This is a genomic window from Microbacterium sp. SORGH_AS_0454, assembly GCF_031453395.1.
GTDB lineage: Bacteria > Actinomycetota > Actinomycetes > Actinomycetales > Microbacteriaceae > Microbacterium.
In genome coordinates this window covers 217,989-244,176 of the sequence record NZ_JAVIYS010000001.1, presented here as the reverse complement: position 1 = coordinate 244,176, position 26,188 = coordinate 217,989, and the positions used below count along the sequence as shown (strand labels likewise).

General features: G+C 71.1%; 26 protein-coding genes. 18 read left to right on the top strand and 8 right to left on the bottom strand.

Annotation, left to right across the window (positions count from 1 at the left end; genetic code table 11):
* Window positions 1–48 precede the first annotated feature (48 nt).
* The 4 genes from QE454_RS01050 to QE454_RS01035 all read right to left on the bottom strand — a co-directional run bounded on the left by QE454_RS01050 (window position 49) and on the right by QE454_RS01035 (window position 1,920).
* Complete coding sequence (locus QE454_RS01050) at window positions 49–291, bottom strand: DUF1653 domain-containing protein (RefSeq protein ID WP_307458906.1); 243 nt, start codon at window positions 289–291, stop codon at window positions 49–51.
* Window positions 288–644: a hypothetical protein gene (locus tag QE454_RS01045; protein WP_210072228.1), complete on the bottom strand. Its 357-nt coding sequence runs from the start codon at window positions 642–644 to the stop codon at window positions 288–290. Before QE454_RS01045 ends, QE454_RS01050 begins: the two co-directional genes overlap by 4 nt.
* 129 nt (window positions 645–773) lie before the next feature.
* Window positions 774–1,259: a hypothetical protein gene (locus QE454_RS01040; RefSeq protein ID WP_210072227.1), complete on the bottom strand. Its 486-nt coding sequence runs from the start codon at window positions 1,257–1,259 to the stop codon at window positions 774–776.
* A gap of 160 nt (window positions 1,260–1,419) precedes the next feature.
* A complete protein-coding gene (locus QE454_RS01035; protein WP_210072226.1) occupies window positions 1,420–1,920 on the bottom strand; it encodes a small multidrug efflux protein in 501 nt (166 codons plus the stop codon).
* A gap of 208 nt (window positions 1,921–2,128) precedes the next feature.
* On the opposite strand from QE454_RS01035, the gene QE454_RS01030 reads away from it, so the two are divergent.
* From QE454_RS01030 to QE454_RS01010, 5 genes are all read left to right on the top strand, one after another.
* Complete coding sequence (locus tag QE454_RS01030) at window positions 2,129–2,410, top strand: hypothetical protein (protein WP_307458912.1); 282 nt, start codon at window positions 2,129–2,131, stop codon at window positions 2,408–2,410.
* A gap of 74 nt (window positions 2,411–2,484) precedes the next feature.
* The gene (locus QE454_RS01025; protein WP_307458915.1) at window positions 2,485–3,666 is read left to right on the top strand and encodes a sensor histidine kinase; all 1,182 of its coding nucleotides are present in this window, start codon (window positions 2,485–2,487) and stop codon (window positions 3,664–3,666) included.
* Window positions 3,663–4,265 carry a DNA-binding response regulator gene (locus tag QE454_RS01020; protein ID WP_307458920.1) on the top strand — a complete coding sequence of 201 codons (603 nt, stop codon included), beginning with the start codon at window positions 3,663–3,665 and terminating at the stop codon, window positions 4,263–4,265. The genes QE454_RS01025 and QE454_RS01020 overlap by 4 nt, the downstream gene beginning before the upstream one ends.
* Before the next feature lie 269 nt (window positions 4,266–4,534).
* Window positions 4,535–5,050 (top strand): GNAT family N-acetyltransferase, encoded by a 516-nt coding sequence (locus tag QE454_RS01015; RefSeq protein ID WP_307458923.1) that lies wholly within the window; start codon window positions 4,535–4,537, stop codon window positions 5,048–5,050.
* On the top strand, window positions 5,047–5,454 hold the full coding sequence (locus QE454_RS01010; protein ID WP_307458927.1) for an ASCH domain-containing protein: 408 nt from the start codon (window positions 5,047–5,049) through the stop codon (window positions 5,452–5,454). The genes QE454_RS01015 and QE454_RS01010 overlap by 4 nt, the downstream gene beginning before the upstream one ends.
* 9 nt (window positions 5,455–5,463) lie before the next feature.
* Here the strand turns inward: QE454_RS01010 and QE454_RS01005 are convergent, their stop codons facing one another.
* On the bottom strand, window positions 5,464–5,871 hold the full coding sequence (locus tag QE454_RS01005) for a RidA family protein (protein ID WP_307458930.1): 408 nt from the start codon (window positions 5,869–5,871) through the stop codon (window positions 5,464–5,466).
* A gap of 176 nt (window positions 5,872–6,047) precedes the next feature.
* Here QE454_RS01005 and sucC point away from each other — a divergent pair, with 176 nt between their 5' ends.
* Both sucC and sucD read left to right on the top strand, forming a co-directional pair.
* On the top strand, window positions 6,048–7,211 hold the full coding sequence (gene sucC / locus QE454_RS01000) for an ADP-forming succinate--CoA ligase subunit beta (RefSeq protein ID WP_307458933.1): 1,164 nt from the start codon (window positions 6,048–6,050) through the stop codon (window positions 7,209–7,211).
* A gap of 17 nt (window positions 7,212–7,228) precedes the next feature.
* The gene (gene sucD / locus QE454_RS00995; RefSeq protein ID WP_056226628.1) at window positions 7,229–8,131 is read left to right on the top strand and encodes a succinate--CoA ligase subunit alpha; all 903 of its coding nucleotides are present in this window, start codon (window positions 7,229–7,231) and stop codon (window positions 8,129–8,131) included.
* 365 nt (window positions 8,132–8,496) lie between these two features.
* Here the strand turns inward: sucD and QE454_RS00990 are convergent, their stop codons facing one another.
* The gene (locus tag QE454_RS00990) at window positions 8,497–9,948 is read right to left on the bottom strand and encodes an NCS2 family permease (RefSeq protein ID WP_307458936.1); all 1,452 of its coding nucleotides are present in this window, start codon (window positions 9,946–9,948) and stop codon (window positions 8,497–8,499) included.
* A gap of 66 nt (window positions 9,949–10,014) precedes the next feature.
* Here QE454_RS00990 and QE454_RS00985 point away from each other — a divergent pair, with 66 nt between their 5' ends.
* From QE454_RS00985 to purH, 9 genes are all read left to right on the top strand, one after another.
* Window positions 10,015–10,452: a nitroreductase family deazaflavin-dependent oxidoreductase gene (locus QE454_RS00985; RefSeq protein WP_307458939.1), complete on the top strand. Its 438-nt coding sequence runs from the start codon at window positions 10,015–10,017 to the stop codon at window positions 10,450–10,452.
* Window positions 10,453–10,790: 338 nt separating this feature from the next.
* Entirely contained in the window at window positions 10,791–13,370 is a 2,580-nt protein-coding gene (gene nirB / locus QE454_RS00980) for a nitrite reductase large subunit NirB (protein WP_307461198.1), read from the top strand.
* On the top strand, window positions 13,367–13,783 hold the full coding sequence (gene nirD, locus QE454_RS00975) for a nitrite reductase small subunit NirD (protein WP_307458942.1): 417 nt from the start codon (window positions 13,367–13,369) through the stop codon (window positions 13,781–13,783). The genes nirB and nirD overlap by 4 nt, the downstream gene beginning before the upstream one ends.
* A complete protein-coding gene (gene cobA, locus QE454_RS00970; protein WP_210072215.1) occupies window positions 13,780–15,066 on the top strand; it encodes a uroporphyrinogen-III C-methyltransferase in 1,287 nt (428 codons plus the stop codon). The genes nirD and cobA overlap by 4 nt, the downstream gene beginning before the upstream one ends.
* On the top strand, window positions 15,063–16,202 hold the full coding sequence (locus tag QE454_RS00965; RefSeq protein ID WP_307458944.1) for a uroporphyrinogen-III synthase: 1,140 nt from the start codon (window positions 15,063–15,065) through the stop codon (window positions 16,200–16,202). Before cobA ends, QE454_RS00965 begins: the two co-directional genes overlap by 4 nt.
* Window positions 16,199–17,002: a sirohydrochlorin chelatase gene (locus tag QE454_RS00960; protein ID WP_307458947.1), complete on the top strand. Its 804-nt coding sequence runs from the start codon at window positions 16,199–16,201 to the stop codon at window positions 17,000–17,002. The genes QE454_RS00965 and QE454_RS00960 overlap by 4 nt, the downstream gene beginning before the upstream one ends.
* A gap of 40 nt (window positions 17,003–17,042) precedes the next feature.
* On the top strand, window positions 17,043–18,644 hold the full coding sequence (locus QE454_RS00955; RefSeq protein ID WP_307458950.1) for a DUF6350 family protein: 1,602 nt from the start codon (window positions 17,043–17,045) through the stop codon (window positions 18,642–18,644).
* 141 nt (window positions 18,645–18,785) lie between these two features.
* Window positions 18,786–19,385, top strand: coding sequence for a phosphoribosylglycinamide formyltransferase (purN, locus tag QE454_RS00950; RefSeq protein ID WP_307458953.1), 600 nt, complete (start codon window positions 18,786–18,788; stop codon window positions 19,383–19,385).
* A gap of 65 nt (window positions 19,386–19,450) precedes the next feature.
* Window positions 19,451–21,061 (top strand): bifunctional phosphoribosylaminoimidazolecarboxamide formyltransferase/IMP cyclohydrolase, encoded by a 1,611-nt coding sequence (purH, locus tag QE454_RS00945; protein WP_307458956.1) that lies wholly within the window; start codon window positions 19,451–19,453, stop codon window positions 21,059–21,061.
* Window positions 21,062–21,628: 567 nt separating this feature from the next.
* Here purH and QE454_RS00940 read toward each other — a convergent pair.
* Complete coding sequence (locus QE454_RS00940) at window positions 21,629–22,150, bottom strand: DUF1697 domain-containing protein (RefSeq protein ID WP_307458959.1); 522 nt, start codon at window positions 22,148–22,150, stop codon at window positions 21,629–21,631.
* A 185-nt stretch (window positions 22,151–22,335) separates the two neighbouring features.
* The gene (locus QE454_RS00935; protein WP_309668495.1) at window positions 22,336–23,763 is read right to left on the bottom strand and encodes an NAD(P)/FAD-dependent oxidoreductase; all 1,428 of its coding nucleotides are present in this window, start codon (window positions 23,761–23,763) and stop codon (window positions 22,336–22,338) included.
* A 144-nt stretch (window positions 23,764–23,907) separates the two neighbouring features.
* On the opposite strand from QE454_RS00935, the gene QE454_RS00930 reads away from it, so the two are divergent.
* Complete coding sequence (locus QE454_RS00930) at window positions 23,908–25,515, top strand: AlkA N-terminal domain-containing protein (protein ID WP_307458962.1); 1,608 nt, start codon at window positions 23,908–23,910, stop codon at window positions 25,513–25,515.
* Window positions 25,512–26,009 carry a methylated-DNA--[protein]-cysteine S-methyltransferase gene (locus tag QE454_RS00925; protein ID WP_307458965.1) on the top strand — a complete coding sequence of 166 codons (498 nt, stop codon included), beginning with the start codon at window positions 25,512–25,514 and terminating at the stop codon, window positions 26,007–26,009. Before QE454_RS00930 ends, QE454_RS00925 begins: the two co-directional genes overlap by 4 nt.
* The last annotated feature ends 179 nt before the right edge of the window (window positions 26,010–26,188 follow it).

Below are 26,188 nucleotides of genomic sequence, written 5' to 3'. Positions count from 1 at the left end.
AGCCTTGAATAAACGCTCCGCCGTGACCGATGGCGGGTTCGCGTCGCGTCAGCTCGACGGGCCGACCCGCCGGAACCGCGGGCCCGAGTAGCCGTCGCGTTCCACGTGCTCGGTGAACATCTCTATCGGGCGCACCCAGGACGAGTGATCGCCATAGAGCATGCGGTAGGAGACGAAGACCTCTTCGGTCTCCGAGTGCTTCGCGGTGCCGAAGACTTCGTAGCGCTGGCCCTTGAAGTGCTCGTAGATGCCGGGTTCGATATCCGCCGGCTCGCTGCCATCGGTCTTCACGACAATTCGGCAGGAGCCGTGCTGACCGCGCCGTCGGTGCGCGACTGCAGGTACTCGCAGAGCTTGCCGGTTGTGAAGAGTTCTTCGCCGAGGGCGATGAGGTGGCTGCCCGAGAGCGGGAACTCGCCGGAGCGTTCGGAGAGGGATGCCGTCCACTTCCGCTCGCAGTCGACGTTCAGCGAGATCGACGCGGGCCCGTGGTTGAGGTGGATCGCGACCATGCCGGATTCGAGGTGCTCGGGGTCGTCCTGGCGGAGGACGTGCACAGTGGCGTGCGCGACACGGTCGTGCTTCTCGTACTCGGTGACCCACTCGTGGATCTCGGTGTAGGTGGGACGAGCGGCGCAGGTCATGTGTCGAGACTAGCTGTCCGGGCCTCGCGCGACGTCTGCTCTCATGCGCCCTCTCGCGGCGATCAGAACGGCGCGGTCAGCGTGTGAAGTCGAGGATGACGAGACGGGCGCTCACCGCCCAGCTCTGCGTCAGGTTCGGTCGTGTCGGCTGCCGGACCGCTGCACGCCAGCGAGATCGTGCAGGGCACAGAAGCTCGCCTCGTGCTGCTCCCGGAGGGCCTCCCACCCGATACTCGGGTCGATCGACTCGGGAGAGGGAACCACGACGGCGAACCCGTGCTGAGCCCGCGGAACCGCCTCGCCGGGCAGCCGCAGCTCCTGCGTGAAGGCCCCCGTATCGGGCGCAAACGTGAGGGTGTGCGCGGCGATGTCGTGGTCCCAGTCGGCCGACGGCCACGACATGAACGCCACGTGACGTGGCGGATCGAGCGGGGCCGTGGCGGACACCCAGCACCCGTGATGATCCTCACCGGGGGAGAGGATCGTGTAGGTCCCACCGTGGCGGTAGACCAGCAGTGCTTCGCGGAACGGCTTCTGCGAGAACATGGCCGTGTAGTAGAGGGCTTGCGCGTAGATCGGCTGTCCGAGGGTCAGGGTGACGGTCTGCTCTGGCATCGGGATGGTGTCCTCTCGCATGCGGGCGGGGTCTTCTCTATCCAGGCATGCGGGCCCCGGACGAAGGTTGCGCGGACCGAGGTCTTCTCTATGACCTCGCTGACCGGGTGACGAACGAAGTGCTGGCGTCCAGCCGCGGCATCCCGGTCCGGTGCACTCCTCACGCCACCGCTCGAATCACCCCCGTGATGATCAGCGTCACCACCGTCGTCCACAGAACGATCGCGGCGGCCTGCCAGGCGAGCACGCGCACCGGGGGCACGCCCGTCGAGGTGAGGGCCGCGGCAGTGAACTGCGTCGGCAGCAGCAGGGGACCGAGCAGGCTCACCCCAGGGGTCCCGTAGCGGTGGTACGCCTTCTCGAACTTCTCGCGCCGGGCCGTCGGGGGCTTCACGACCGCCCCTCGGCGGCCGGTCACGGCGGTGCGCACGCGCGACGACGCGAGCACGACGACGGCCACGCAGAGGAAGTTGCCGATCGCGGCGGCACATGCGGCGACGACCGGATGGATGCCACCCAGGATGCCGATCGCCGCAGCACCCTCACCCTCGATGAACGGTACGGCCCCGGCGAGGGCGACGATGAGCGGCTGGACGAGGTCGGGCACGTCGGCGACGAGACCCTGGAAGCCGAGGACGAGGTCGGAGACGGGGTTCGACACGGGGACTCCTAGGTGATGAGGGCGCGGCGTCTACCGCGGTGATTCCATCCCATCGGCGTGCGAGTCCTCGCGGCAGTGCCGTGGTGTCACGACCAAGCGTGAGGATGCAACGGCCCACCCGTGATGAATGTCAGGGTTCCCGGCGCCGCGTACGTCGCGTATCGTCTCAAGCCCCGCGGAAGACCGCGGCCGATCCGAAGGAGGACCCATGCCCTATGGCCTTGTCTGGATCGAATACCTCTTCTGGGTGGTCATCGCGGTGGGGCTGCTCGTGCGTCTCGGCGTCGCGCTCGGTCGGCGTCGCTCGGGTCGGCGGAAGGACGCGGTGCGGCAGGCGATTCGCCCCGTCATCGATGCGGGTGCGGTCGAGTCGGCGTTCTACGGCTGGACGCCCTCGACCTCGATGCACCTGAAGCAGGAGTCGTCCTCGATCGAGACGGCCCAGAACCGCGATCGCGTGCCGCCGGAGCTCCCCGACAGTTACCGCTGACGCGCGCGGGCGCGCACCGGGGGACGAATCCCGGCCCCGCCCGTGACGAATGTCATGCCCGTACTGTGGCGGGGGTGAGCGCTCCCGCACCTGTCCGTAGCCCCGCGGCCACGTACGCCCGCGACGTCCGCGTCACCTGGTGGTACACGGCCGCGTCGGTGATGTTCCTGCACGTCTTCGCGGTCTTCCTCTGGGCGTTCGTCGTGGTGATGCGGGGGACGCCGCTCGACGTCGTCCTCGCCCTGGTCGGGGCGGCAGGCTCCGTGGCATCCGGAGTCCTCCTTCTCCTCCACTACCGGCGCGAGCCGTTCGACGACGCAGACGACTCCGCAAGGCGGCTGGTCTGGACGCTCGTGCTTCTGGGGATCGCGTCGGCGGTGCTGTTCGGCGTTGGGGCCGGGTCGCTCCTCGTCGCCGTGGCTCTCGTCGCGCAGGCGCTGTGCACGGTGAGGTGGCGGGGCGGCATCCGGGGGCGACTCGTCGCTCTCATGCTCGTCGTGGTGGTCGCTTCGTGGGTGATCGAGGCGACGCGCCTCAACCCCGACGGCTACGTCTCGCTGACCTTCGCGCTGCCGCTGTTCGTCACGATGCTCGCGCCGCTCACGGCGACCTCGCTCTGGTGGTGGGACATCGTGCGCGAGCTCGACCGCGCCCGCCGCGCCGAGGGGCGCCTTGCCGCAGCTCAAGAGCGCTTACGTCTCGCTGGCGACCTCCACGATCTGCAGGGCCACCACCTGCAGGTCATCGCGCTGCAACTCGAACTCGCCGAGAAGATGATGGGGCGGGATCCGGATGCCGCTGGCGAGCAGGTCCGCGCGGCTCGCGTGAGCGTCGATGAGGCGCGGCGCGGCACGCGCGATCTGGCCTCGCGATTCCGCGGCGTGCCCCTGCCCGACGAACTCGCCAACGCCGCCGATCTGCTGCGCGCCGCGGGCCTGACCGTCGACCTGCTGGTGGATACCGAGGCCGGGCGTGCGCCCGCCGACGTGCTCGGGCCGGTGGTCCGCGAGACCACGACGAATGTGCTGAAACACGGCGGCGGGGTGTCGGCATCCCTCTCCCTTTCCCGTCACGAGGGATCGTGGGTGCTGGTCATCGAGAACGACTCGCGGGGTGCCGCGTCTCCGGTCGGAGATGGGGCGGGACTGTCGGGGATCGTCGAGCGCGTGGGCCCGGTGGGAGGGACGATGGATGCCACCCGCCTCGGCGACCGATTCCGCATCACCGTTCGCGTGCCCGAGGAGGTGACGGCATGATCCGCGTACTCATTGCCGATGACGAAGACATGATCCGTACCGCGCTCGCAGCTCTCTTGCGGTTGGAGGACGACCTCGAGGTCGTCGCCGAATGCCGCGACGGCGAGAGCGCCGTGATCGAGGCGCAGCGGCTGAGGCCGGACGTCTGCCTGCTCGACCTCGAGATGCCCGGGCTCGACGGCGTCGACACGGCCGCGAAGATCCTGCGGAGCGTGCCCTCGCGCTGCGTGATCGTCACGCGGCACGCGCGCCCGGGGGTGCTCCGACGGGCTCTGGGTGCGGGAGTCAACGGCTTCTTGCCGAAGTCGCGGCCGGCGGATGACGTGGCGGCGGTGATCCGCGAGGTCGCGGCGGGGCGCCGGTACGTCGACCCCGAGATCGCGGCCGACGCGCTGAGCGACGAGCGGAGTCCGCTTACCGACCGGGAGCTCGACGTGCTGCGCGCGGGAGCGCGAGGGCAGACGGTGGCGGAGATCGCGGCATCCCTTCATCTGTCGGCGGGGACGGTGCGCAACCACGTTTCGTCGGTGCTGGGCAAGCTCGGGCTGGCGAGCCGGCAGCAGGCGACGATCCACGCGCGCGAGCGGGGCTGGATCTAGTCGACGACCGTCGAGCCCGCGCGGGTCTCGTGCGGAGGCGACGATCGCTTCTGCCTCGTCTTCGCGCGAGTGCAGCGTCGACTCGGCGGGCCAGGGGAACGCGCCTCCGAGACGATGGACGAGTGGGGTGCGACCGTCCGCGCAGGGCGGAAGGGGCAGCCGCGCCGTGACGGGAGCGGCACGCGACCCCGTATCGTCGGTGGTCGACAGCGGGGACGCGCGGGTCGGAACCGTGCGACGACGCACTCGCGCGAGAGGGGATGGATCTGATGGGCGAGGTTCGCTTGGTGGAGCTCGAGGCGGCCGATCGCCCCGCGTGGCTGGCGCGGATGGAGACGGCCTTTGCGGCGGGCTTGCGCGATGCCGGGCTGAAGCCGGGAGAGCAGCCGATTCCCCGGGCGGACGAGATGGACAGGGTGCTGGACGCACCCGGCACCGAGACCCTTCAGATCGTGCGCGACGACCTGGTCATCGGCGGGGCCGCCGTGACAGCACCGGATGACGGGCGCCGCAGCCTCGAACTCTTCTTCATCGATGCCGGTCACCACGGTGGCGGGATCGGTGCGTCCGCGTGGCGGGCGATCGAGGCGCGCTACGCCGATACCGAGGTGTGGGAGACCGAGACGCCGTACTTCGACCAGCGCAACATCCACTTCTACGTCAACCGCTGCGGCTTCCAGATCGTGGAGTTCTTCCACCCGGGGCACCGCCCCCAGGCCGGGAGCGAGGGGGATCACCCCGGCCCCGACCGCATGTTCCGGTTCGAGAAGCGGATGCCGGTATGACCGGCGACCTGCCCCCGATCGAGTTCATGTTCCCCGGGGCGGGACGCGACCGGATCGTCGCGGCGATCCGCGCGGGGGAGAAGACGGCGACCAGCTCGCTCGTGCGGGAGTATCTCGTCGCGGGGGAGCCGTTGCCGGCGGTCGGGGATCGGGGCGCCGTGGTCGACTCGGCCGGTGAGCCGGTGTGCGTCATCGAGACGACCGGAGTGGAGATCGTCGCTCTGCGGGACGTCTCGCTCGCCCATGCGCTCGACGAGGGCGAGGGGTACGCGTCCGTCGCGGATTGGCGCCGCGGTCACGTGCGGTTCTGGACCTCGGATGCCATGCGTGAAGAGCTCGGGAGTGCCTTCGTCGTCGACGACGAAACGTCGGTGGTGTTGGAGCGGTTCGCGGTCGTGGGGTGATCCTCGCGGTCAGTCGACGACCGCGGCGACCGCCTCGATCTCGACCAGCTGATCGTCGTAGCCGAGGACGGTGACGCCCATCAGCGTGCTCGGCACGTCGTGGTCGCCGAAGGCGTCGCGCACGACCTCCCACGCGGTGACGAGATCGGCCTGACGGGTGGATGCCACCAGCACGCGGGTGCTGATCACGTCGGTGAGCTCCGCGCCGGCTGCGCGCAGCGCGACCGTCATGTTCTCGATGCAGCTCGCGGCCTGCGCGGCGTAGTCGCCGACGCCGGCGGTCGAGCCGTCGGTGTTCAGCGGACACGATCCGGCGAGGAAGATCAGTCGGGCGTTCGCGGGAGCGGTGGCGGCGTACGCATATTCGGCCGCGTCCGACAGGGCGGCGGCGCGGATGAGGGTGACGGCAGAGGGCATGGGGGCTCCTGACGGCGAGGCGAATGTCGGGGGTCATCGCCAGACTAGGCGCATGCCTCTCTTCGAGGGTCGGGGGTCTTCAGCCCCGTCTAGTAGGGTTGTCGACTGGCGAAGATCTCTTGATATCGAGAGAGTTCGCCTCCTCCCACCACCGATCGCCCAGCGAAGGATTGTCCGTGGATCTCTACGAGTACCAGGCACGTGACCTGTTCGAAAAGTACGAGGTGCCGGTACTCGCCGGCATCATCGCCGACACCCCTGAGGAGGCGAAGGCGGCCGCTGAGAAGCTCGGTGGCGTTGTCGTCGTCAAGGCTCAGGTCAAGACCGGAGGCCGCGGCAAGGCCGGCGGTGTGAAGGTCGCGAAGACCCCCGACGAGGCGTTCGAGGCGGCCCAGGCCATCCTCGGCCTCGACATCAAGGGCCACGTCGTCAAGCGCGTCATGGTCGCAGCGGGCGCCCGCATCGCCAAGGAGTTCTACTTCTCGGTGCTGCTCGACCGTGCCAACCGCTCCTACCTCTCGCTCTCGAGCGTCGAGGGCGGCATGGAGATCGAAGAGCTCGCCGTCGAGCGTCCCGAGGCGCTCGCGCGCATCGAGGTCGACCCGATCGAGGGCATCACGCCCCAGAAGGCTCTCGAGATCGCCAAGGCCGCGAAGTTCGACGACGAGCTGGCCCCCAAGGTCGCCGACGTCTTCGTCAAGCTCTTCAACGTCTACAAGGGCGAGGACGCCACCCTCGTCGAGGTGAACCCGCTCATCCAGAGCGAAGACGGCGACATCATCGCCCTCGACGGCAAGGTCTCGCTCGACGAGAACGCCGGCTTCCGCCACCCCGACCACGAGGCGCTGGAAGACAAGGACGCGGCCGACCCGCTCGAGGCCAAGGCCAAGCAGCACGACCTCAACTACGTCAAGCTCGACGGCCAGGTCGGCATCATCGGCAACGGCGCGGGTCTGGTCATGTCGACCCTCGACGTCGTCGCCTACGCCGGTGAGAAGCACAACGGCGTCAAGCCCGCCAACTTCCTCGACATCGGCGGCGGCGCTTCGGCGACCGTCATGGCTGCAGGTCTCGACGTCATCCTCGGCGACGAGCAGGTCAAGAGCGTCTTCGTCAACGTCTTCGGCGGCATCACCTCGTGCGTCGCCGTGGCCGAGGGCATCGTCAAGGCTCTCGAGATCCTCGGCGACGCCGCGACCAAGCCGCTCGTCGTCCGCCTCGACGGCAACCAGGTCGAAGAGGGTCGTCAGATCCTCGCCGCCGCCAACCACCCGCTCGTCACCCTCGCCGCCGGTATGGACGAGGGCGCCGACAAGGCCGCCGAACTGGCCAACGCGTAAGGGATAGGGACAGAAACATGTCGATCTACCTCAACAAGGATTCCAAGGTCATCGTCCAGGGCATCACCGGCGGCGAGGGCACCAAGCACACCGCCCTCATGCTCAAGGCCGGCACCCAGGTCGTCGGTGGCGTGAACGCCCGCAAGGCCGGCACCACGGTCTCGCACAAGGACGCGTCCGGCAACGACGTCGAGCTCCCCGTCTTCGCCTCGGTCGAAGAGGCCATCCGCGAGACCGGCGCCGACGTGTCGATCGCGTTCGTGCCCCCGGCCTTCACGAAGGACGCGATGGTCGAGGCCATCGACGCCGAGATCCCCCTCCTCGTCGTGATCACCGAGGGCGTGCCCGTCGGCGACACCGCCGAGGCGTGGGCGTACTCGAAGGCCAAGGGCGAGAAGACCCGCATCATCGGCCCGAACTGCCCCGGCATCATCACGCCCGGCGAGGCGCTCGTGGGCATCACGCCCGCGAACATCACCGGCAAGGGCCCCATCGGCCTCGTGTCGAAGTCGGGCACCCTGACGTACCAGATGATGTTCGAGCTGCGCGACCTCGGCTTCTCGACCGCCATCGGCATTGGCGGCGACCCCGTCATCGGCACCACGCACATCGACGCCCTCGCGGCGTTCGAGGCCGACCCCGAGACCAAGGCCATCGTCATGATCGGCGAGATCGGTGGAGACGCCGAAGAGCGCGCCGCCGATTTCATCAAGGCCAACGTCACCAAGCCGGTCGTCGGCTACGTCGCCGGCTTCACCGCTCCCGAGGGCAAGACCATGGGCCACGCCGGCGCCATCGTCTCCGGCTCCGCCGGTACCGCCCAGGCGAAGAAGGAGGCCCTCGAGGCCGCCGGGGTCAAGGTCGGCAAGACGCCGTCCGAGGCCGCCGCCCTGATGCGCGAGATCATCGAGAGCCTGTAACCAGCACTCTCTTCGGGGCCCGGATGCCATGGCATCCGGGCCCTTTCGCATGTCCGGCGGGGGCGGGGTGCGGCCGGCCTCGCGCGCGGCTGGGTTGCGTGCGTGCGACGACGGGGCGCGAGATCACGTGACTCCGCCGAGAACACATGCCCCGGCGTGTGCGCTCGCCCCGATCACGTGATCTCGGCGGCCGGGCCCGGGCTTGCCGCGCGAGGTCACGTGATCTGACAGCCGGGCGCCGCCGCCGGGGCCGCATTGCGCGCCGGGCGGAGCACCGCGACAGAGAAAGTGCGCGCCGTGCGGAGCACCGCGACAGAGAAGGGGCCCGGATGCCGTGGCATCCGGGCCCCTCCATCGCACCGGCGTCAGCCGAGCAGGGCCTCGACCGGACCGCGGGCGAAGAAGACCACGAAGCCGGCGGCGACGATCCACAGCAGCGGGCTGATGCGACGCGCGCGACCCGACAGGGCCTGGATCAGCACCCAGCTGACGAAGCCCGCGCCGATGCCGTTGGCGATCGAGTACGTCAGGGGCATCACGGTGACGGTCAGGAAGACGGGGATGAGCACCGACATGTCGCTGAGGTCGACGTGGCGGATCTGCGCCATCATCAGCGCACCGACGATGACCAGGGCCGCGGCGGCGATCTCGGTGGGGACGATGCTCGTCAGCGGGGTGAAGAACATCGCGAGCAGGAACAGCGCGCCGGTGACGACGTTGGCGAGCCCGGTGCGGGCGCCCTCGCCGATGCCGGAGCCCGACTCGATGAACACGGTGTTCGACGACGACGAGGTCGCGCCGCCCGCCACCGCGCCGATGCCCTCGATCACCAGCGCCGAGCGCAGTCGCGGGAAGGTGCCGTCGGGGGCGGCGAGGCCCGCCTCGCGGGAGAGGCCGGTCATCGTGCCCATCGCGTCGAAGAAGTTCGTGAAGACGAGGGTGAAGACGAGCATGAGGGCCGCCAGCACGCCGATGCGACCGAAAGAGCCGACCAGGTCGACCTGGCCGACCAGCGACAGGTCGGGGAGGCTCACCCACTGCGCGGGCAGCGTCGGAACGCTCAGGCCCCAGCCGCCGGGGTTGCCGTCGGCCTTGGCGCCGAGACCCGTGACGGCCTGGACGATGACCGCGATCACCGTGCCCGAGAGCAGACCGATCAGCAGTGCGGCCTTGACCTTGCGCACCAGCAGCACGGCGGTGATGACGAGGGTCAGCACGAACAGCGCGGTGGGGATCGTCGTGATCGAGCCGCCCACACCGAGGCCGACCGGGGGCGAGCTGAGCCCGGTCGAGGTGACCAGGCCGCTGTCGACGAAGCCGATGAAGGCGATGAACAGGCCGATACCGACCGTGATCGCGGTCTTCAGGGCGAGAGGCACCGCCTCGAAGATCATGCGGCGAAGGCCCGTGACCGCCAGCAGCACGATGATGAGGCCGTTGATGACGACGAGGCCCATGGCCTCGGGCCAGGTGACCTGCCCGACGATGCCGACCGCGAGGAACGAGTTGATCCCGAGGCCCGCGGCGAACGCGAACGGCAGGCGCGTGACCAGACCGAACAACATCGTCATGACACCCGCGGTGAGCGCCGTGACGGCGGCGACCTGCGAGAAGCCGAGAGCGTTGCCGGCGACGTCGGGGGTGCCCGAGAGGATGATCGGGTTCAGGATGACGATGTACGCCATCGTGACGAAGGTGACGACGCCGCCGCGGATCTCTCCGCCGACGGTCGAGCCGCGGGCGGTGATCTCGAAGAAGCGGTCGAGGCCGTTCTTCGGTTCGGGGACGGCCGTGGTCTCGGGAGCGGAAGCGCTCATGAAGGCTCCAGGAAAAAGGGGGAGGGGCTAGACCGGAGGGGAAGACGCCGACGTATCGTGTGAGCTATGTCACTCTCAGGCGAGTATCTACCCAGCACCAGCGAATGGGCCCGTCAGCAGGCGGAAACCTTCGAAGCCACGGGGGGCAAGGAGTCCGCCGACATGCGGGGCGTACCCATCATCGTCCTCAGCACCGTCGGCGCCAAAACCGGTGGTCTGCGCAAGACGGCCCTCATGCGCGTCGAGCACGACGGAAAGTACGCGGTCGTGGCATCCAAGGGCGGGGCTCCCGAGCACCCGGCGTGGTTCTACAACCTGGTGAAGAACCCCCGCGTCGCCCTGCAGGACGGCGAGACGAAGAAGGAATACGACGCGCACCAGGCCGAGGGCGCCGAGCGCGAGGAGTGGTGGGGCTACGCGACCGAGGTCTGGCCCGACTACGACGAGTACCAGAAGAAGACCGACCGCCGTATTGAGCTGTTCGTGCTCGAGCCGGTCGACTGACACCGGTCCGTGGCGCCCGTCGCCACCCGGTCGACCGGCATCGAGTGTCCAAAACACCCGGACGTCGCGAAAATCTGTCCGGGTGTTTTGGACACTCAGCGGGGGAGCGGAACGACGCTCGCCGTACGGGCACGGGAGAGTCGGAGACGGATGCCGCGGGCGAAAGCTCACACCACCCCCGCGCCCGCGTGAGAGAAACGTTCGCCGGGGGTAACGCGGGCGCGAGGGCGGGGGAAACCTCGGCTGCCTAGCGTCGGGGCATGGCCCGCTCGAACCCCGCAACCGGAACGAAACACGCCGCTGACGCCGCGGCAAACTCCGCCGCGTACCGTGACGGCATGCTCCACCCCGCCCCATCCGGGTCCGTCGTGGTCGTGGGTGCGGGGATGGTGGCCCACCGCTTCGTCGAGAGCCTCACCAGCCGCGACACCGAGGGCCGCTGGTCCGTCACGGTGCTGGGCGATGAAGCCCGCGGGCCGTACGACCGCGTCGGTCTCACGGGCATCTTCAGCGGAAAGACCCCCGACGACCTCGCCCTCGACCCCGCGGTTCTCGATCACGAACGGGTGCGGGTGAAGACCGACGCGCGCGTCACGAAGATCGACCGCGCGGCACGCACCGTCACCACGGCGGGCGGCTCGACGCACGCGTACGACCGTCTCGTGCTGGCGACCGGCTCGTTCGCCGCCCGCCTGGCCCTCGACGGCTTCGACCACCAGGGGTGCTTCGTCTACCGCACGCTCGACGACGTCGCCGGCATGCGCGCCTGGGTCGCGAAGCGCTCGGCCGAGCTCGGCCGGCCCCTGCGCGGCGCGGTCGTCGGCGGCGGTCTCCTCGGGCTCGAGGCCGCGGGGGCGCTGCAGGCCGAGGGCGTCTCGCCGTTCGTGCTGCAGTCGAACGAGCGCCTGATGTCTGCCCAGCTCGACCTGGGCGGGGCGCGCACCCTGCAGCGGCTCATCGAAGCGCGCGGCATCGAGGTGCGCACGAGCTCGGTGACGACCCGGGTGGATGCCGACAAGACCGGCGCCGTATGCGGCCTCGAGCTGCGCGACGGCACGTGGGAGGCCGTCGACATCGTGGTCTTCACGGTCGGCGTGCGGCCCCGCGACGAGCTCGCCCGTGCGGCCGAGCTGCGCGTCGACGCCCGCGGCGGGGTCGTGATCGACGAGGGCTGCGACACCTCGGATCCCGCGATCATGGCGATCGGCGAGGTCGCGAGCTTCGACGGGCAGTGCATCGGTCTCGTCGCCCCCGGGTACGCGATGGCCGAGGTCGCCGCGACCCGCCTGCTGGGCGGCGCGGCCGCCTTCCCCGGCTTCGACACCTCGGCCAAGCTCAAGCTCTCGGGCGTCGAGGTCGCGAGCTTCGGCGACGCATTCGCCGAGACGCCGAACGCGCTCGACGTCACCTACGCCGACCCGGTGTCGGGCGTCTACAAGAAGCTCGTGCTGAGCGACGACGCGCAGACGCTGCTCGGCGGCATCCTGGTCGGCGACGCCTCGGCGTACACCGCGCTGCGCCCGCTCGTCGGTCGAGCGCTCGGCGGCGATCCGGCGGCCTACCTCATGCCCGAAGGCCTCGCCCCGGCTCCGCAGGGCGACCTGCCCGCCGACGCGATCGTGTGCTCGTGCAACGGCGTCACCGCCGGAACCGTGCGCGAGGCCGTCACCGAGCACCAGTGCGCGGATGCCGCCGAGGTCAAGGCGTGCACCAAGGCCGGGGCGGCGTGCGGCTCGTGCTTCACGCTCGTGAAGAAGCTCGTGGCGACTGAGCTGGCGGCATCCGGAAAAGAAGTCTCGAACGGACTGTGCGAGCACTTCTCGTTCACCCGGGCGCAGCTGTTCGACGCGGTCCGGGTCTCGGGGCTGCGTACCTTCACCTCGATCGTCGAGCGTTTCGGCACCGGGCGCGGCTGCGACATCTGCAAGCCGGCTCTGGCGAGCATCCTCGCGAGCCTGTACTCGGGGCACGTGCTCGACGGCGAGCTGGCGACGATGCAGGACACCAACGACCACGTGATGGCCAACATCCAGCGCGACGGCAGTTACAGCGTCGTCCCGCGCATTCCGGGCGGCGAGATCACGCCCGAAGGCCTGGTCGTGATCGGCGAGGTCGCCCGCGACTTCGGGCTCTACACGAAGATCACCGGCGGGCAGCGCATCGACATGTTCGGTGCCCGCCTCGACCAGCTTCCCGACATCTGGAAGCGCCTCGTCGACGCCGGGTTCGAGTCGGGCCACGCGTACGGCAAGTCGCTGCGCACGGTGAAGTCGTGCGTCGGGTCGACCTGGTGCCGCTACGGCGTGCAGGATTCGGTGGGCATGGCCGTGCAGCTCGAGCTGCGCTACCGCGGCCTGCGGTCGCCGCACAAGATCAAGTTCGGGGTTTCGGGCTGCGCCCGCGAGTGCGCCGAGGCGCGCGGCAAGGACATCGGGGTGATCGCGACCGAGGCCGGCTGGAACATGTACGTCGGCGGCAACGGCGGCTTCACCCCGCGTCACGCGGTGCTCTTCGCCGAGGGTCTCGACGACGACGGGCTGCTGCGGGCGATCGACCGATTCCTCATGTTCTACATCCGCACCGCCGACCGGCTGCAGCGCACGGCCCCGTGGGCGGCGGAGTACGAGGGCGGTCTCGAGGCGCTGAAGGGCGTCGTGTTCGACGACACCCTCGGCATCGCCGACGACCTCGACCGGGCCATGGCATCCCACATCGACGCCTACGAAGACGAGTGGGCCGCCACCCTCGCCGACCCCGAGAAGCTCAAGCGCTTCCAGAGCTTCGTCAATGCTCCCGACAAGGCCGACCCCTCTCTTGCCTACGTCGCCGAGCGCGGTCAGGCCCGACCCGCCACGGCCGAAGAACGCGCGTCGGGCGCGGTGCTCATCGGCGGAACGACGCTGGCGGTGCGGTCATGACTCTGATGGAGACGACTCCGGATGCCGGGACCCCGGCCGCGACGACGGGCTTGGCATCGGCACAGGGCGACGGGTGGATCCGCGTCTGCCGCGTCGACGATCTGCTCGTGGAGCGCGGGGCCGCGGCGCTCCTCGGCGACCGGCAGGTCGCGCTGTTCCGGACGTTCGACGGCCGGATCTTCGCGACCGACCAGATCGATCCGTTCAGCGGGGCGGCGGTGCTCTCGCGTGGGATCGTCGGCGACCGCGGAGGAGTGCCCACCGTCGCCTCGCCCATGTACAAGCAGGTGTTCGACCTGCGCACGGGAACCTGTCTCGACACGCAGGGCAAGGACCCGCTGACGGTGGCCGTGCACCCGGTCGCGGTCGCCGAAGGGGATGTATTCGTGAAGCTCGAAGGGGACCCCCGATGATCGCTCTCGCAGGCCTCGACCTCACCGACAAGCTCGTCGTGTGCGTGGGCGGCGGCTCCGTCGCCGAGAAGCGCATCGCGCGGCTGCGTGCCGCCGGCGCCCGGGTACGGGTGATCGCCCCCGTCGCGACGCCGGGGCTCGCCGCGCTCGCCGCCGCGGGTGAGATCGAGTGGATCGACAGAGGATTCGCCGACACCGATCTCGACGAGGCCTGGTTCTGCCACACGGCCACGGGGGCGGCATCCGTCGACGCCGCCGTCGTCGCGGCGGCCGAAGCCCGCCGCGTCTGGTGCGTCAACGCGGGTCACGGCGGCAAGGGCACCGCGCGCCTGGCCGCCGAGACCACGAGCGGCGACGTCATGGTGGGCGTGGTCTCCACTGCCGGTGCCGACCCTCGCCGCAGCGTCGCCGTGCGCGACGCGATCGCACAGCGCCTCGCCGAAGGCGCCCTTCCGCTCCGCCGCCGACGCCGCCCGCTCGTGGGGAGCGTGGCACTCGTCGGCGGCGGTCCCGGCCCGATCGACCTGCTGACGGTGCGCGCCCGCGCTCTGCTGGCCGAGGCCGACGTCGTGGTGCACGACCGGCTCGGACCCACCGGCGTACTCGCCGAGCTCGGCGACGACGTCGAGCTGATCGACGTCGGCAAGCGCCCGCAGCATCACCCGGTGCCGCAGCACGAGATCAACGCCCTCCTCGTCGATCGAGCGGCGAAGGGCCTGCGGGTCGTGCGACTCAAGGGCGGCGATCCGTTCGTGTACGGCCGCGGCGGTGAGGAGGTCATCGCGTGCCGCGAGGCCGGCATCGCGGTCGAGGTCGTGCCCGGCATCTCGAGCGCGATCGCCGTGCCCTCGGCCGCGGGGGTGCCCGTGACGCACCGCGGCGTCGCCGGTACCCTGCATGTCGTGAACGGTCAGGAAACCCCGAGCGACGCGACCCTCGCCGCCCTGCGCGACGACAGCGCCACGGTCGTCGCGCTGATGGGCGTGAGCGCCCTGCCGCGGTTCGTGGCCGCGGCCCGCGCCGCCGGCGCTCCCGAGACGCGCCCCGTCGCATTCGTCGAGAACGGCCACACACCCGCTCAACGCACGATCCGCACCACGCTCGGTACGGCGATCCAGGATGCCGAGACCCACCGCCTCGCGAATCCCGCGGTGCTGGTGTTCGGCGAGGTCGCCCGGGCCGATCTTCTGCTGCCGGCCGCGTCGCCCGCGGCAGCTGCGGTATCGCTCCAGCCCGCTCACGCTCCGGTCCGGGTCGCGGCGCACCCGGAGGGCATCGGGTGACGACACCCGCGCGGACGATCAGCACGGTGCTCCAGGGGTGCACCGTGCTGCTCCCCGTCGACCGACGGTCGGGGGAGCTGTCGGCCGCGCTCGAGCGGCACGGCGCGCGCGTGCGCGTCGCGCCGGCGCTCACGATCATCCCGCATGTCGACGACGACGAGCTGATCGCGCAGACGCGGTCGCTCATCGCCGACCCGCCCGACGTCGTCGTGGCGACGACGGGTGTGGGGTTCCGCGCGTGGATGGAGACAGCCGACGAGGCGGGCCTGCACGATGCGCTCGCTCCCGTGCTCGACGGCGCACGGATCGTCGCCCGTGGCCCGAAGGCGCGCGGCGCGATCCAGCAGGCCGGTTTCGAGGCCGACTGGGTCGCCGAGAGCGAGACGGCCGCCGAACTGCGCGACTTCCTCGTGGCCGAGGGGATCGACGGACTGCACATCGCGGTGCAGCACCACGGCTCGGGGGCCGACGGCCTCGACGAGGCGTTCGAAGCCGCCGGAGCCCGCGTGACCAGCCTCACCATCTACCGCTGGGGGCCGCCGCCCGATCCCGAGGTCGTCGCCGCGTCTACCCAGCAGGTCGCACGCGGAGAGATCGACGCGGTGCTGTTCACCTCCGCTCCCGCTGCGCGCGAGTGGATCCTCGCGGCCGAACGGGCCGAGGCGCTCGACGGAGTGGCCTCCCGAGCCGCCCGCGGGCACGTCCTCGTCGCGGCCGTCGGGCCGATCACCGCCGGTCCCCTCCTCGAGGCGGGCATCACTCCGCTCATCCCCGACCGCGGACGTCTCGGGGCGCTCGTGCGCGCCGTGGTGACGCACTACGGCGGAGCCGACGCGGCGCTGATCCCCACGACGGTCGGGCGCCTCGGCATCCGCTCATCGGGGATCGTGCTCGACGGGGAGTTCACACCCCTGCCGCGCACCGGCGTCGAGATCCTGCGCGCGCTCGGGCGCGCGCCGGGGGCGGTGGTCTCGCGCGCCGATCTGATCGCCGCGCTGTCGAGCTCGGAGGCGAGTGGGCACGCCGTCGAGGTCGCCGTGGCCCGCACCCGCGACGCGCTCGGCGGGCTCGACCTGATCCGCACCGTCTACAAGCGCGGATACCGGCTCGACGTGATCGACGAGGAGGACGCATGACCGCCGTACTGATCGCCTGCGCCCACGGCACGAGGTTCGAAGAGGGCCGCGTCGTCGTGCGCGAACTGCTCGAGGTGCTGCGCGCCACCGCTCCGGCGGGCGTCGACGTGCTCGAGGCGTACGTCGACGTGCACGGTCCCTCCGTCACCGACGTCGTGGCCGAAGCTCGCGAGCGCACGGACGACATCGTGATCGTGCCCCTGCTGCTGTCGACCGGCTACCACACCGAGGTCGACCTGGTGGAGGCCGCCGGCGGACTGCCCGTCGCCCCCGCTCTCGGGCCCCACCCGGTGCTGGCCGAGATCCTCGCCGACCGCGTCCGCGCCGCCGGGGCGGGTCCCGACGACACCGTCGTGCTCGCCGCGGCCGGCTCCACCCGCCCGGGCGCCGTGGTCGACGTCGAACGCATGGCGGAGCTGATGGCGGATGCCGGTGTCACCGGCCCCGTCGTGACGGCCTACGCCGCGGCATCCGATCCCCGCATCCCGGATGCCGTGGCCGCAGCACGCGCGGACGGCCGACGCACCGTCGCCGCGAGCTACGTCCTCGCACCGGGGCACTTCTCGCGCGTGATCGAGAAGGCGCAGGCCGATCTGACCACCGCCCCGATCGGTGCGGACCCGCGCCTGGCGGCGGTGGTGTGGGAGCGATGGCGCGGTGCGCGCGTCGCCCCGTTCGCCGGGGCAGATCTGCGCTCCTCAGACGCAACGACGGACGCGCCCGCCGAGCTCGACACGACCTCGCGCGCCTGGCTCACCGCGTTGCGCAGGCTCGTCTCGGGCGCTCGCCGCCGCGCCTGAGGGGCGGGCTGAGGCGGCGCGGGTAGGGTTCCTCTCGCCCATGCATCGCCTCCTCATCGCTCTCCTCGCCGCCCTCGACGCCGTCCTGGCGACCGCCGGTGGCATCGCCGTCGTGCTCGCACCGCTCACGCTGCTGTGGGTGTTCGGCGTCGGCGACCCCGACTGGAGCGCTCTGTGGCCCGCGTCGGCCGCGATCTGGCACCTCGGCCACCTCGTGCCGGTGACCATCACCCTGCCCGACGCCTACCTCGCCGCGACCGGCATCGACCCGACGTTCGCGACCTTCACGCTGTCTCTCGCCCCCCTGGCCTTCGCGGCCTTCACCGGCCTCTTCGCCGCCCGTTCCGGCTCTCGCGCCGCAGAGGCGGGCGCCGGTCTCACCGGGTGGCTCTCGGGCTCTCTCGTCTTCGCGGCTCTCTCGGCGGGCATCGCGCTCACCTCACAGGCCTCGCTCGTGGCATCCGAAACCTGGCTCGCCATCCTGCTGCCGACGCTGATCTTCCTCGTGCCCTCGCTCATCGGCGCCGTCGTGGGCGCCTGGCGCGTGGGCGACGACGGGCCGGTCGATGCCGTGCGCGGATGGATCGAGCGGATGCCGAGCGCCTGGGCGCCCGTTCCCGCGCTCGCGCTGCGGGGCCTGGCGATCACCACTCTGGGGCTCGTCTCGGTGGGCGCGGTGGTCGTGCTGGCGGGTCTCATCGCTCGCGCTTCGCAGGTGATCGGGCTGTACCAGGCCAGTAACGCCGACGGTATCGGCGCGACCGTCATCGCCCTCGGTCAGCTCTTCTACCTCCCCACGCTCGTGCTCTGGGCCATGTCGTTCGCCGCCGGGCCGGGCTTCGCCCTCGGCGCCGACACCGCGGTCACCCCGGCCGCGACGCAGGTCGGTGCGCTCCCCGGCATCCCGGTGCTGGGTGCGGTGCCCGATTCGACCTCGTCGTGGCTGCTGCTGCTCGTGCTGCTGCCGATCGCCGTGGGCGCGTTGACGGGATGGATCCTGCGATCCCGGATGCCATCGACCACCGGCCCCGAGCCGCTGGGACCCCGGCTGGTCCTGGCCGTCGCAGTCGCGGCGCTCACCGGCGGCATGGGTGCCCTCGCCGCCGTGGTCTCGTCGGGGTCGATCGGTCCCGGCCGCCTCGCCGATACGGGCCCGCAGCCGGGCCCGCTCGCCCTGACGCTCGGCCTCGAGGTGCTGGTGGGGCTCGCGATCCTGCTGCTCAGCCCGCGCTTCGGCGGGTACGAGGGCGACGACCGGTACGAGGAGCGCGACGACCGGGGCTTCTCGTTCTCCGCGCGCGAGCACACGCCCTTCGACCGCGACGAGCACTGGACCGGCCCGACCCCGACCGGCTCGCCCGCCGGCGCGGGCATCTCGCACGACGTCTGGCCGAGCTCGTACCGCGATCCGGATGCCGTGGCGACCGACACCGCGCTGGGGGTACGGGGGAGCGCTCGGGGATCATCCCCTTCTTCAGCGTCGCCCGTGTCTTCGCCGCCCGTCTCTGCGCCACCTGTCTCCGAGAGCCCCGTGGCGGGCGCGAGCGGGGGCGCACCCGACGAACTCAGCGACGACGAGGTACGTGCGCGCATCCGCGCCGCCTGGTCGGAGCACGGCGGCGAGCCCGACGACAGGCGCTGACCACCACGCGATCGGGCCGGCCGCCCCGGGGCGTTCGGCCCGGGCCCGACCCGCTCGGCCGGTACGGCAGGCTCCGAGCCGGCGGTCCCCGGCTGCTCTCGAGGGCCCGCGCGCGCGGACGCACCTGCGTAGACTGAGCGCGTGCTCACGGTCGCCGTCCTCATCTCCGGCACCGGCTCGAACCTCCGCGCCCTGCTCGAGGCGGCCTCGGCCCCCGGCTTCCCGGCGCGCGTGATCGCGGTCGGTGCCGATCGCGAGGCCGACGGCTTCGCCCACGCCGAGCACTTCGGCATCCCGACCTTCCTCGTCCCCTTCGGTGCGTTCGCCTCTCGTGAGGAGTGGGGCGCCGAGCTGGGTGCGCAGCTGTCGGTGTGGAATCCCGACCTCGTCGTGCTCAGCGGCATGATGCGGCTGCTGCCGGCCGATCTCGTCGCCGCGTGGGAACCGCGCATCATCAACACCCACCCCGCGTACCTGCCGGAGTTCCCCGGGGCGCACGGGGTGCGTGACGCCCTCGCCGCGGGCGTCGAGCAGACCGGAGCGAGCGTGATCGTCGTCGATTCCGGCGTCGACACCGGCCCGATCCTTGCGCAGGAGCGCATCCCGGTGCTCCCCGGCGACGACGAGGACTCTCTGCACGATCGCATCAAACCCGTCGAACGACGTCTGCTCATCGACGTCGTGCGCCGCATCGCCGAGGGCGAGCTCGACCTCGCCGCCGCGGCATCCCGAACCGCCTGACCCGCCCGACGGGCGTCGGCCCGTCGCGCATCCGAACCCGACTCGAGACACAGGAGCCGAACGCCATGGCCGGACCCCGCCACGACCCCGCCGACTACCGCCCCCGCGACGTCGTCCCGATCCGCCGCGCGCTGGTGTCGGTGAGCGACAAGACCGGTCTGCTCGACCTCGGCGCAGCACTCGCCGCCGCCGGTGTCGAGATCGTCTCGACCGGGGGCTCGGCGACTCTGCTGCGCGACGCCGGGTACGACGTCACCGACGTCTCGGCCGTCACGGGCTTCCCCGAGTCGCTCGACGGGCGCGTGAAGACCCTGCACCCGAGCGTGCACGCGGGACTGCTCGCCGACCTGCGCCTGGCCTCGCACGAGGCGCAGCTCGAGGAGCTGGAGATCCGCCCCTTCGAGCTCGTGGTCGTCAACCTCTACCCGTTCGTCGAGACCGTGGCATCCGGTGCCCAGGGCGACGACGTGGTGGAGCAGATCGATATCGGCGGCCCCGCCATGGTGCGCGCGTCGGCGAAGAACCACGCGAACGTCGCCATCGTCGTCTCGCCCGAGTCGTACCCCGCCATCATCGACGCGCTGCAGGGTGAGGGCGGCACGACCCTCGCGCAGCGCCGCGAGCTCGCGGCCCGCGCGTTCTCGCACACCGCCGCCTACGACACCGCCGTGTCGACGTGGTTCGCCGAGGGCACCCTCGCCGACGACATCGATCTGCCCGCGCACCTGACGATCCAGGCCGAGCGTCTGTCGACGTTGCGCTACGGCGAGAACTCGCACCAGCGCGCCGCGATCTACACGCGCGTCGGCGGACACGGCATCGCCCAGGCCACGCAGCTGCAGGGCAAAGAGATGTCGTACAACAACTACGTCGACGCCGACGCTGCGCTGCGCGCCGCCTTCGACATGGTCAAGCCGGCCGTGGCGATCATCAAGCACGCGAACCCCTGCGGCATCGCGGTCGCGGCCCCCAACGCCCTCGACCCGATCGCCTCGGCGCACCTGCGCGCGCACGAGTGCGATCCCGTGTCGGCGTTCGGCGGCGTGATCGCCGCGAACCGCACGGTCACGCTCAAGATGGCAGAGAACCTGCGCGACATCTTCACCGAGGTCGTCATCGCCCCCGATTTCGAGCCCGAGGCGCTCGAGGTGTTCAAGCTCAAGAAGAATTTGCGCGTGCTGCGCCTGCCCGCCGACTGGCAGCAGGAGCGCATGGACGTGCGCCTCGTCTCGGGCGGGCTTCTCCTGCAGGACGCGGACCGCTTCCCCGACGACATCGAGTCGGTCGCGAAGAACTGGGAGCTCGTCTCGGGTGAGCGTCCCGCGGACGAAGACATGGAGAGCCTCATCTTCGCCTGGAAGTCGTGCCGCGCGGTGAAGTCGAACGCGATCGTGCTCGCCCAGGGGTCGGCCACCGTCGGCATCGGTATGGGCCAGGTCAACCGCGTCGACTCGTGCCGCCTCGCGGTGGAGCGCGCCGGTGACCGTGCGCGCGGCTCCATCGCGGCATCCGATGCGTTCTTCCCCTTCGCCGACGGCCCCCAGGTGCTGATCGACGCGGGCATCTCGGCCATCATCCAGCCCGGCGGTTCGGTTCGGGATGCCGAGGTCATCGACGCCGCGCGCGCCGCCGGAGTGACCATGTTCTTCACCGGGGAGCGCCACTTCTTCCACTGAGACCTCTCGGTGCGTTCGACGCCGTCGCAGCTTCGGCTGCGGCGGCGTCGTCGCGTGTGCGGGGGCGGTGCTGGGGTTTGGGGCGGGTGTCGGTGCGTGTGCGGGGCGGTTGCCGGCGCGGGCTTCGGGCAGAAACGCGGTGCGCGCGCAGAAACGCGTGGTGCTCGTGTTTCTGAGCGCGCACGGAGTTTATGCGTGGTCGAGGTTGCGCGGTGTGCGCTGTAGGGCGCGGAGACGCGGGTTGCAGGGCGCGGGGATGCGGGGATGCGGGCTGCGCGGGGTCCGGGGCTGCGGGCTGCGCGGGGTCCGGGGCTGCGGGGGTTTGGAGCGGGTGCGGGTTGCGGGGGTTGCGCGGCGGGTGTCGGTGCGGGTGCGGGGTAAAAACACGGTGCGCGCGCAGAAACGCGTGGTGCTCGTGTTTCTGCGCGCACATGGCGTTTATGCGTGGTCGGGGTGGCGCGGTGTGCGCTGTGGGGCGCGTTTCGCGGCGGTGGTGGACGGGATTCGCCGAACGGCGGAGTGCGCCCCGAGCGGGGCTCGCGCCTGCGGTCGGGTGCGCGGCCGCGGTCAGGCGCTCAGCGCGACGAGCTTGGCCACCGTGTTCGCGTTGCGCGCGGTGCCCGTCACACCGAGGCGTTTCTCGAACCAGGCTGCCTGCAGCTTCGAGCCGCCGATTCCCTCGGGATACCGCACGAACACCTCGCGACCATCCAGCAACGCCTCTTCGGGGTAATCCGCCGGGACGACGATCTCTGTTCCCGAAGCCGGAGGTTCCGCGAGGAACACGGTCTGAACCCACCGACCCTCGGCCGCGCCGGCGAACGGATTCCGAGCGTGCGCATCCGCGAGTTCATCGTGGGTGCGCACGATGACCGGGAGGTCGAAGCCGAACGCCGTGCGCACGGCACCGCGGATCACGCCCGCAATCTCGACGGGGGAGCGCCCGCCGTCGTCGAGCACGATGTTGCCGGCGACTTGCAGCGTTTCGACCTCACCCAGACCCTCGGATGCCAACACCTCACGCAGCGCGGGCATCTTCAGCGCCGTCGGTCCGCCGACGCCACGAAGGAGGGCGACGATGCGGGGCATGAGGCGACCTTACGCCGTGCGGGCGCGGGCGTGGAGGACGAAACCGCCGCCAACAACACCGCGCTGAGTGGGACAACGTGACGCAGCGAGCCCGTTTCGTTCGCGCGCTTCTCGGCGCACGTCGGAGCCCCGCCTCGAGCGGGGGCGGGGCCGAGCGTTTCTCGGCGATCGCGCGGGCCCCGGTCTCAGGCGGAGCCGCGCCCGAGCGTCTCGAGCAGGCGCAACCAGACCTCGCTGACGGTCGGGTACGAGGGAACCGCGTGCCACAGACGCTTCACCGGCACCTCGCCGACGATCGCAACCGTGGCGGAGTGCAGCAGTTCGGCGATATCGGGCCCGACGAAGGTGGCGCCGACGAGAACACCCCGGTCGAGATCGACGATCGCACGGGCCTTGCCGACGTAGGCGTCGGACTGCTCGCTCGACCCGGCGATGCTTGCGAGGTCGTAGTCGAGCACCTTCACGTTCAGGCCCTTCTGCTCCGCTTTCTGTGCGGTGAGACCGACTGATGCCACCTCAGGGTCGGTGAACGTCACCTGGGGGACCGCGTCGTGGTCGGCGGTGGCGACGTGCGCGCCCCAGGGAGCGTCGTCGACCTCGTCGCCTTTCGCCCGAGCGGCGATCACGTCTCCCGCGGCCCGGGCCTGGTACTTGCCCTGATGGGTGAGCAGGGCGCGGTGGTTGACGTCGCCTACGGCATAGAGCCAGTCGAAACCGCGGACGAGGAGGGTGTCGTCGACGTCGAGCCAGGTGTCGGCGTCGAGGCCCACGGCATCCAGACCGAGATCGCCGGTACGCGGAGTGCGACCGACGGCGACGAGAACCTCGTCGGCGGTGACGGTGGTGCCGTCGGACAGCTCGAGCACCGCGCGCCCGTCGTCGTCGCGGCGGGCGGACGTGGCATCCGCTCCCTCTTTGATCGTGACGCCGCGGTCGCGGAGCGAGGATGCGACGAGCTCGCCGGCGAACGGCTCGTTGCCCCCGAGAAGGCCCGAGCGGGCGATGAGGGTGACGGTGGTGCCGAGGCTCTGGAACGCGGTCGCCATTTCGGCGCCCACGACGCCGCCGCCGATGATCGCGAGAGAACCGGGGACTCGCTGCACGGCGGTGGCCTCGCGGCTGGTCCACGGTGAGATGTCGGCGAGACCCGGGATATCGGGGAGGAGGGCAGCGGAGCCGGTGCAGACGGCGACCGCATGCCGAGCGAGGAGGTCGGTCGTCGCGCCGTCTTCGGCGGTGACGCGTACGCGCTTCTCGCCGATCAGGCGGCCGTGGCCGCGCACGAGGTCGATGCCTGCGCCCTGCAGCCACTCGACCTGACCGGAGTCGTCGTAGTCGCTGGTCATGGTGTCGCGACGGCGGAGCACCGCGTCGACATCGAGGTCGCCGGTGACGGCCTGCTTCGCACCGTCGACGTCGCGGGCGGCGCGCAGGGCTGCGGCGCTGCGCAGGAGAGCCTTCGAGGGCATGCACGCCCAGTACGAGCACTCGCCGCCGACGAGCTCGGATTCGACGATGGCGGCGGTGAGACCGGCCTGCACGGCCCGGTCGGCCACGTTCTCGCCGACGGGGCCGGCGCCGATGACGATGAGGTCGTATTCGCGTTCGCTCATGATCCTCACGCTACCCACGACCTCCGACATCGCACGGGGGTTGCGCCCAGGCCCGACGACCGGGAGGGGACGGTCGAGCCGGCCCGCACGGCCGTGTCCGATTTCCGCCAGTCGATGTCGGAGGTCGATGGCAGGGTGGATGCCATGACCACTTCCGTCTCCGAGCCCGCGGGCTTCGCCGAGCGCTATCGCGTGATCCAGTCGCGCGACCGCCGCTTCGACGGGCAGTTCGTCACGGCGGTGCGTTCGACGCGCATCTACTGCCGTCCGAGTTGTCCCGCGCGCACGCCGAAGGAAGAGAACGTCACCTTCTACGCCACCTCCGCCGCGGCGCACGAGGCGGGCTATCGCGCCTGCAAGAGGTGTCTGCCCGAGGCCGCTCCCGGCTCTCCCCTGTGGGACGTCCGCCAGGACGTGGCCGCGCGGGCCATGCGCCTCATCGCCGACGGCGTCGTCGACCGCGAGGGGGTTCCGGGGCTCGCGCGGCGCCTCGGCTATTCGTCGCGGCACCTCACCCGGCTCCTCACCGCCGAGCTCGGGGCCGGGCCTCTCGCGCTCGCCCGCGCGCAGCGCGCGCACACCGCACGGGCGCTGCTGGTGGGGACCGACCTCCCCTCGGCCGACGTGGCGTTCTCCTCCGGGTTCTCGAGCATCCGTCAGTTCACCGAGACCATCGGCGAGGTGTTCGGGATGCCGCCGCGCGATCTCCGTGCGCGACGCTCCCACACCTCGGGTGTCGAAGCCGCGGCGGGCGAGATCGACCTCGCCCTGCCGGTGCGAGGGCCGATCGACACCGTCGGCCTTTTCGGGTGGATGAGGGCTCATGCGATTCCGGGCGTCGAGGAGGGCGGCGACCGCTCGTTCGCGCGTGTCGCTCGCCTCCCGGGCGGCCCGGCATGGTTCGAGGTGCGCCTCGCCGACGACGGTCGGCTCCGACTGCGCGCGCGGTTGTCGGCCTTGGCCGACCTCGGCACGCTCATCGCCCGCGTTCGCCGACTGTTCGATCTCGACGCCGATCCCCTCGCGATCGACGAGGCTCTCGCCCGGCATCCCGAGCTCGCCCCCGCCGTGGCGGCGATCCCCGGTGTGCGGGTTCCCGGTGCGGTCGACGCCCACGAGATGCTGTTGCGGGCCATGATCGGGCAGCAGATCAGCGTGGCGTCGGCCCGGACCATGCAGGGCCGGCTGACGGCCGAACTCGGCGAACCCACCGCCATCGGCCCGAGGCCGCTCACTCTCTTCCCCACGCCGGCGGTGATCGCCGAGCACGGGCTCGAGGTCCTTCGCGGGCCCGCGGCGCGCATGCGGGCCATCGTCGAGGCGGCGGCAGCGCTGGCCGACGGCCGCCTCGAGCTCGGCGCCGGCGACGACGGCGCGGAGCAGCGCGAGCGGCTGCTGGCGATGCGGGGGATCGGCCCGTGGACAGCCGATTACGTGCGCATGCGCGTGCTCGGTGATCCCGATGTCCTGCTTCCCGGCGACGTCGCGGCCCGCGCCGGTGCGGCAGCCCTCGGACTCCCCTCCGATCCGGCGGGCTTCACCGCGTGGTCGGAGCGATCGGCGCCCTGGCGCAGCTACGCGATGGCGCACTACTGGTATGCCGCTCCGGTGACCCAGTCCTGGCGCGCACCGGCCGAGACGGCGGCCGCAGTCGCGGCGTCCCCCACCCGTCGGCGAGCCTCGGGCATGCGCGCCGACGTCGTCCTGACCCCCTCACCCGATTCCGTCACAGAGAGCGAGAACCCCGCATGACCGCCGCCACCCTCCAGTTCGTCGATACCCCCGACGGTGCGTTCGCGATCCTCGCCGATGAGGCCGACCGGGTGATCGTGTCGGGGTGGACCGATGACACCGACGCCGTTCTCGCACGGCTCCGACCGGATCAGCGTCCAGCCGACATCCGTCGGGGCACGACGGCGGCCGCTGATGCCGTCCGTGCGTACTACGCGGGCGATATCGGTGCGATCGACTCCGTCGTCGTCTCTCAGCGGGGGACGCGCCTGCAACTCGCCGGGTGGGAGGCGCTGCGCGCCATCACGCCCGGGACGCCCCTCACCTACACGGGCTTCGCCACAGCGCTCGGGTCTCCGACGGCTGTGCGGGCGGCCGCGTCCATCTGCGCGCGGAACGCGGTAGCGCTCTTCGTTCCCTGCCATCGCGTCCTGCGCGCGGATGGATCCATGGGGGGTTTCGCCTGGGGAACGCGAGTGAAGCAGAGTCTGCTGTCGCGCGAATCGGCGACCTGACCGGCGGGAATTGGGGAAGAGACTCTTGCTTCCAGCGTTCTCTCAGGCATATTCTGGAGGGCTGCCGTCCCCCCGCGGAAGCTTCATCGAACAAGGAGGATGCCATGGACCAGACCGACGCCTTCGTCGCCCCGGCCGTCGTCGCGCCCTCCGCCGTCTCACGACCCGGCCGACGCCTC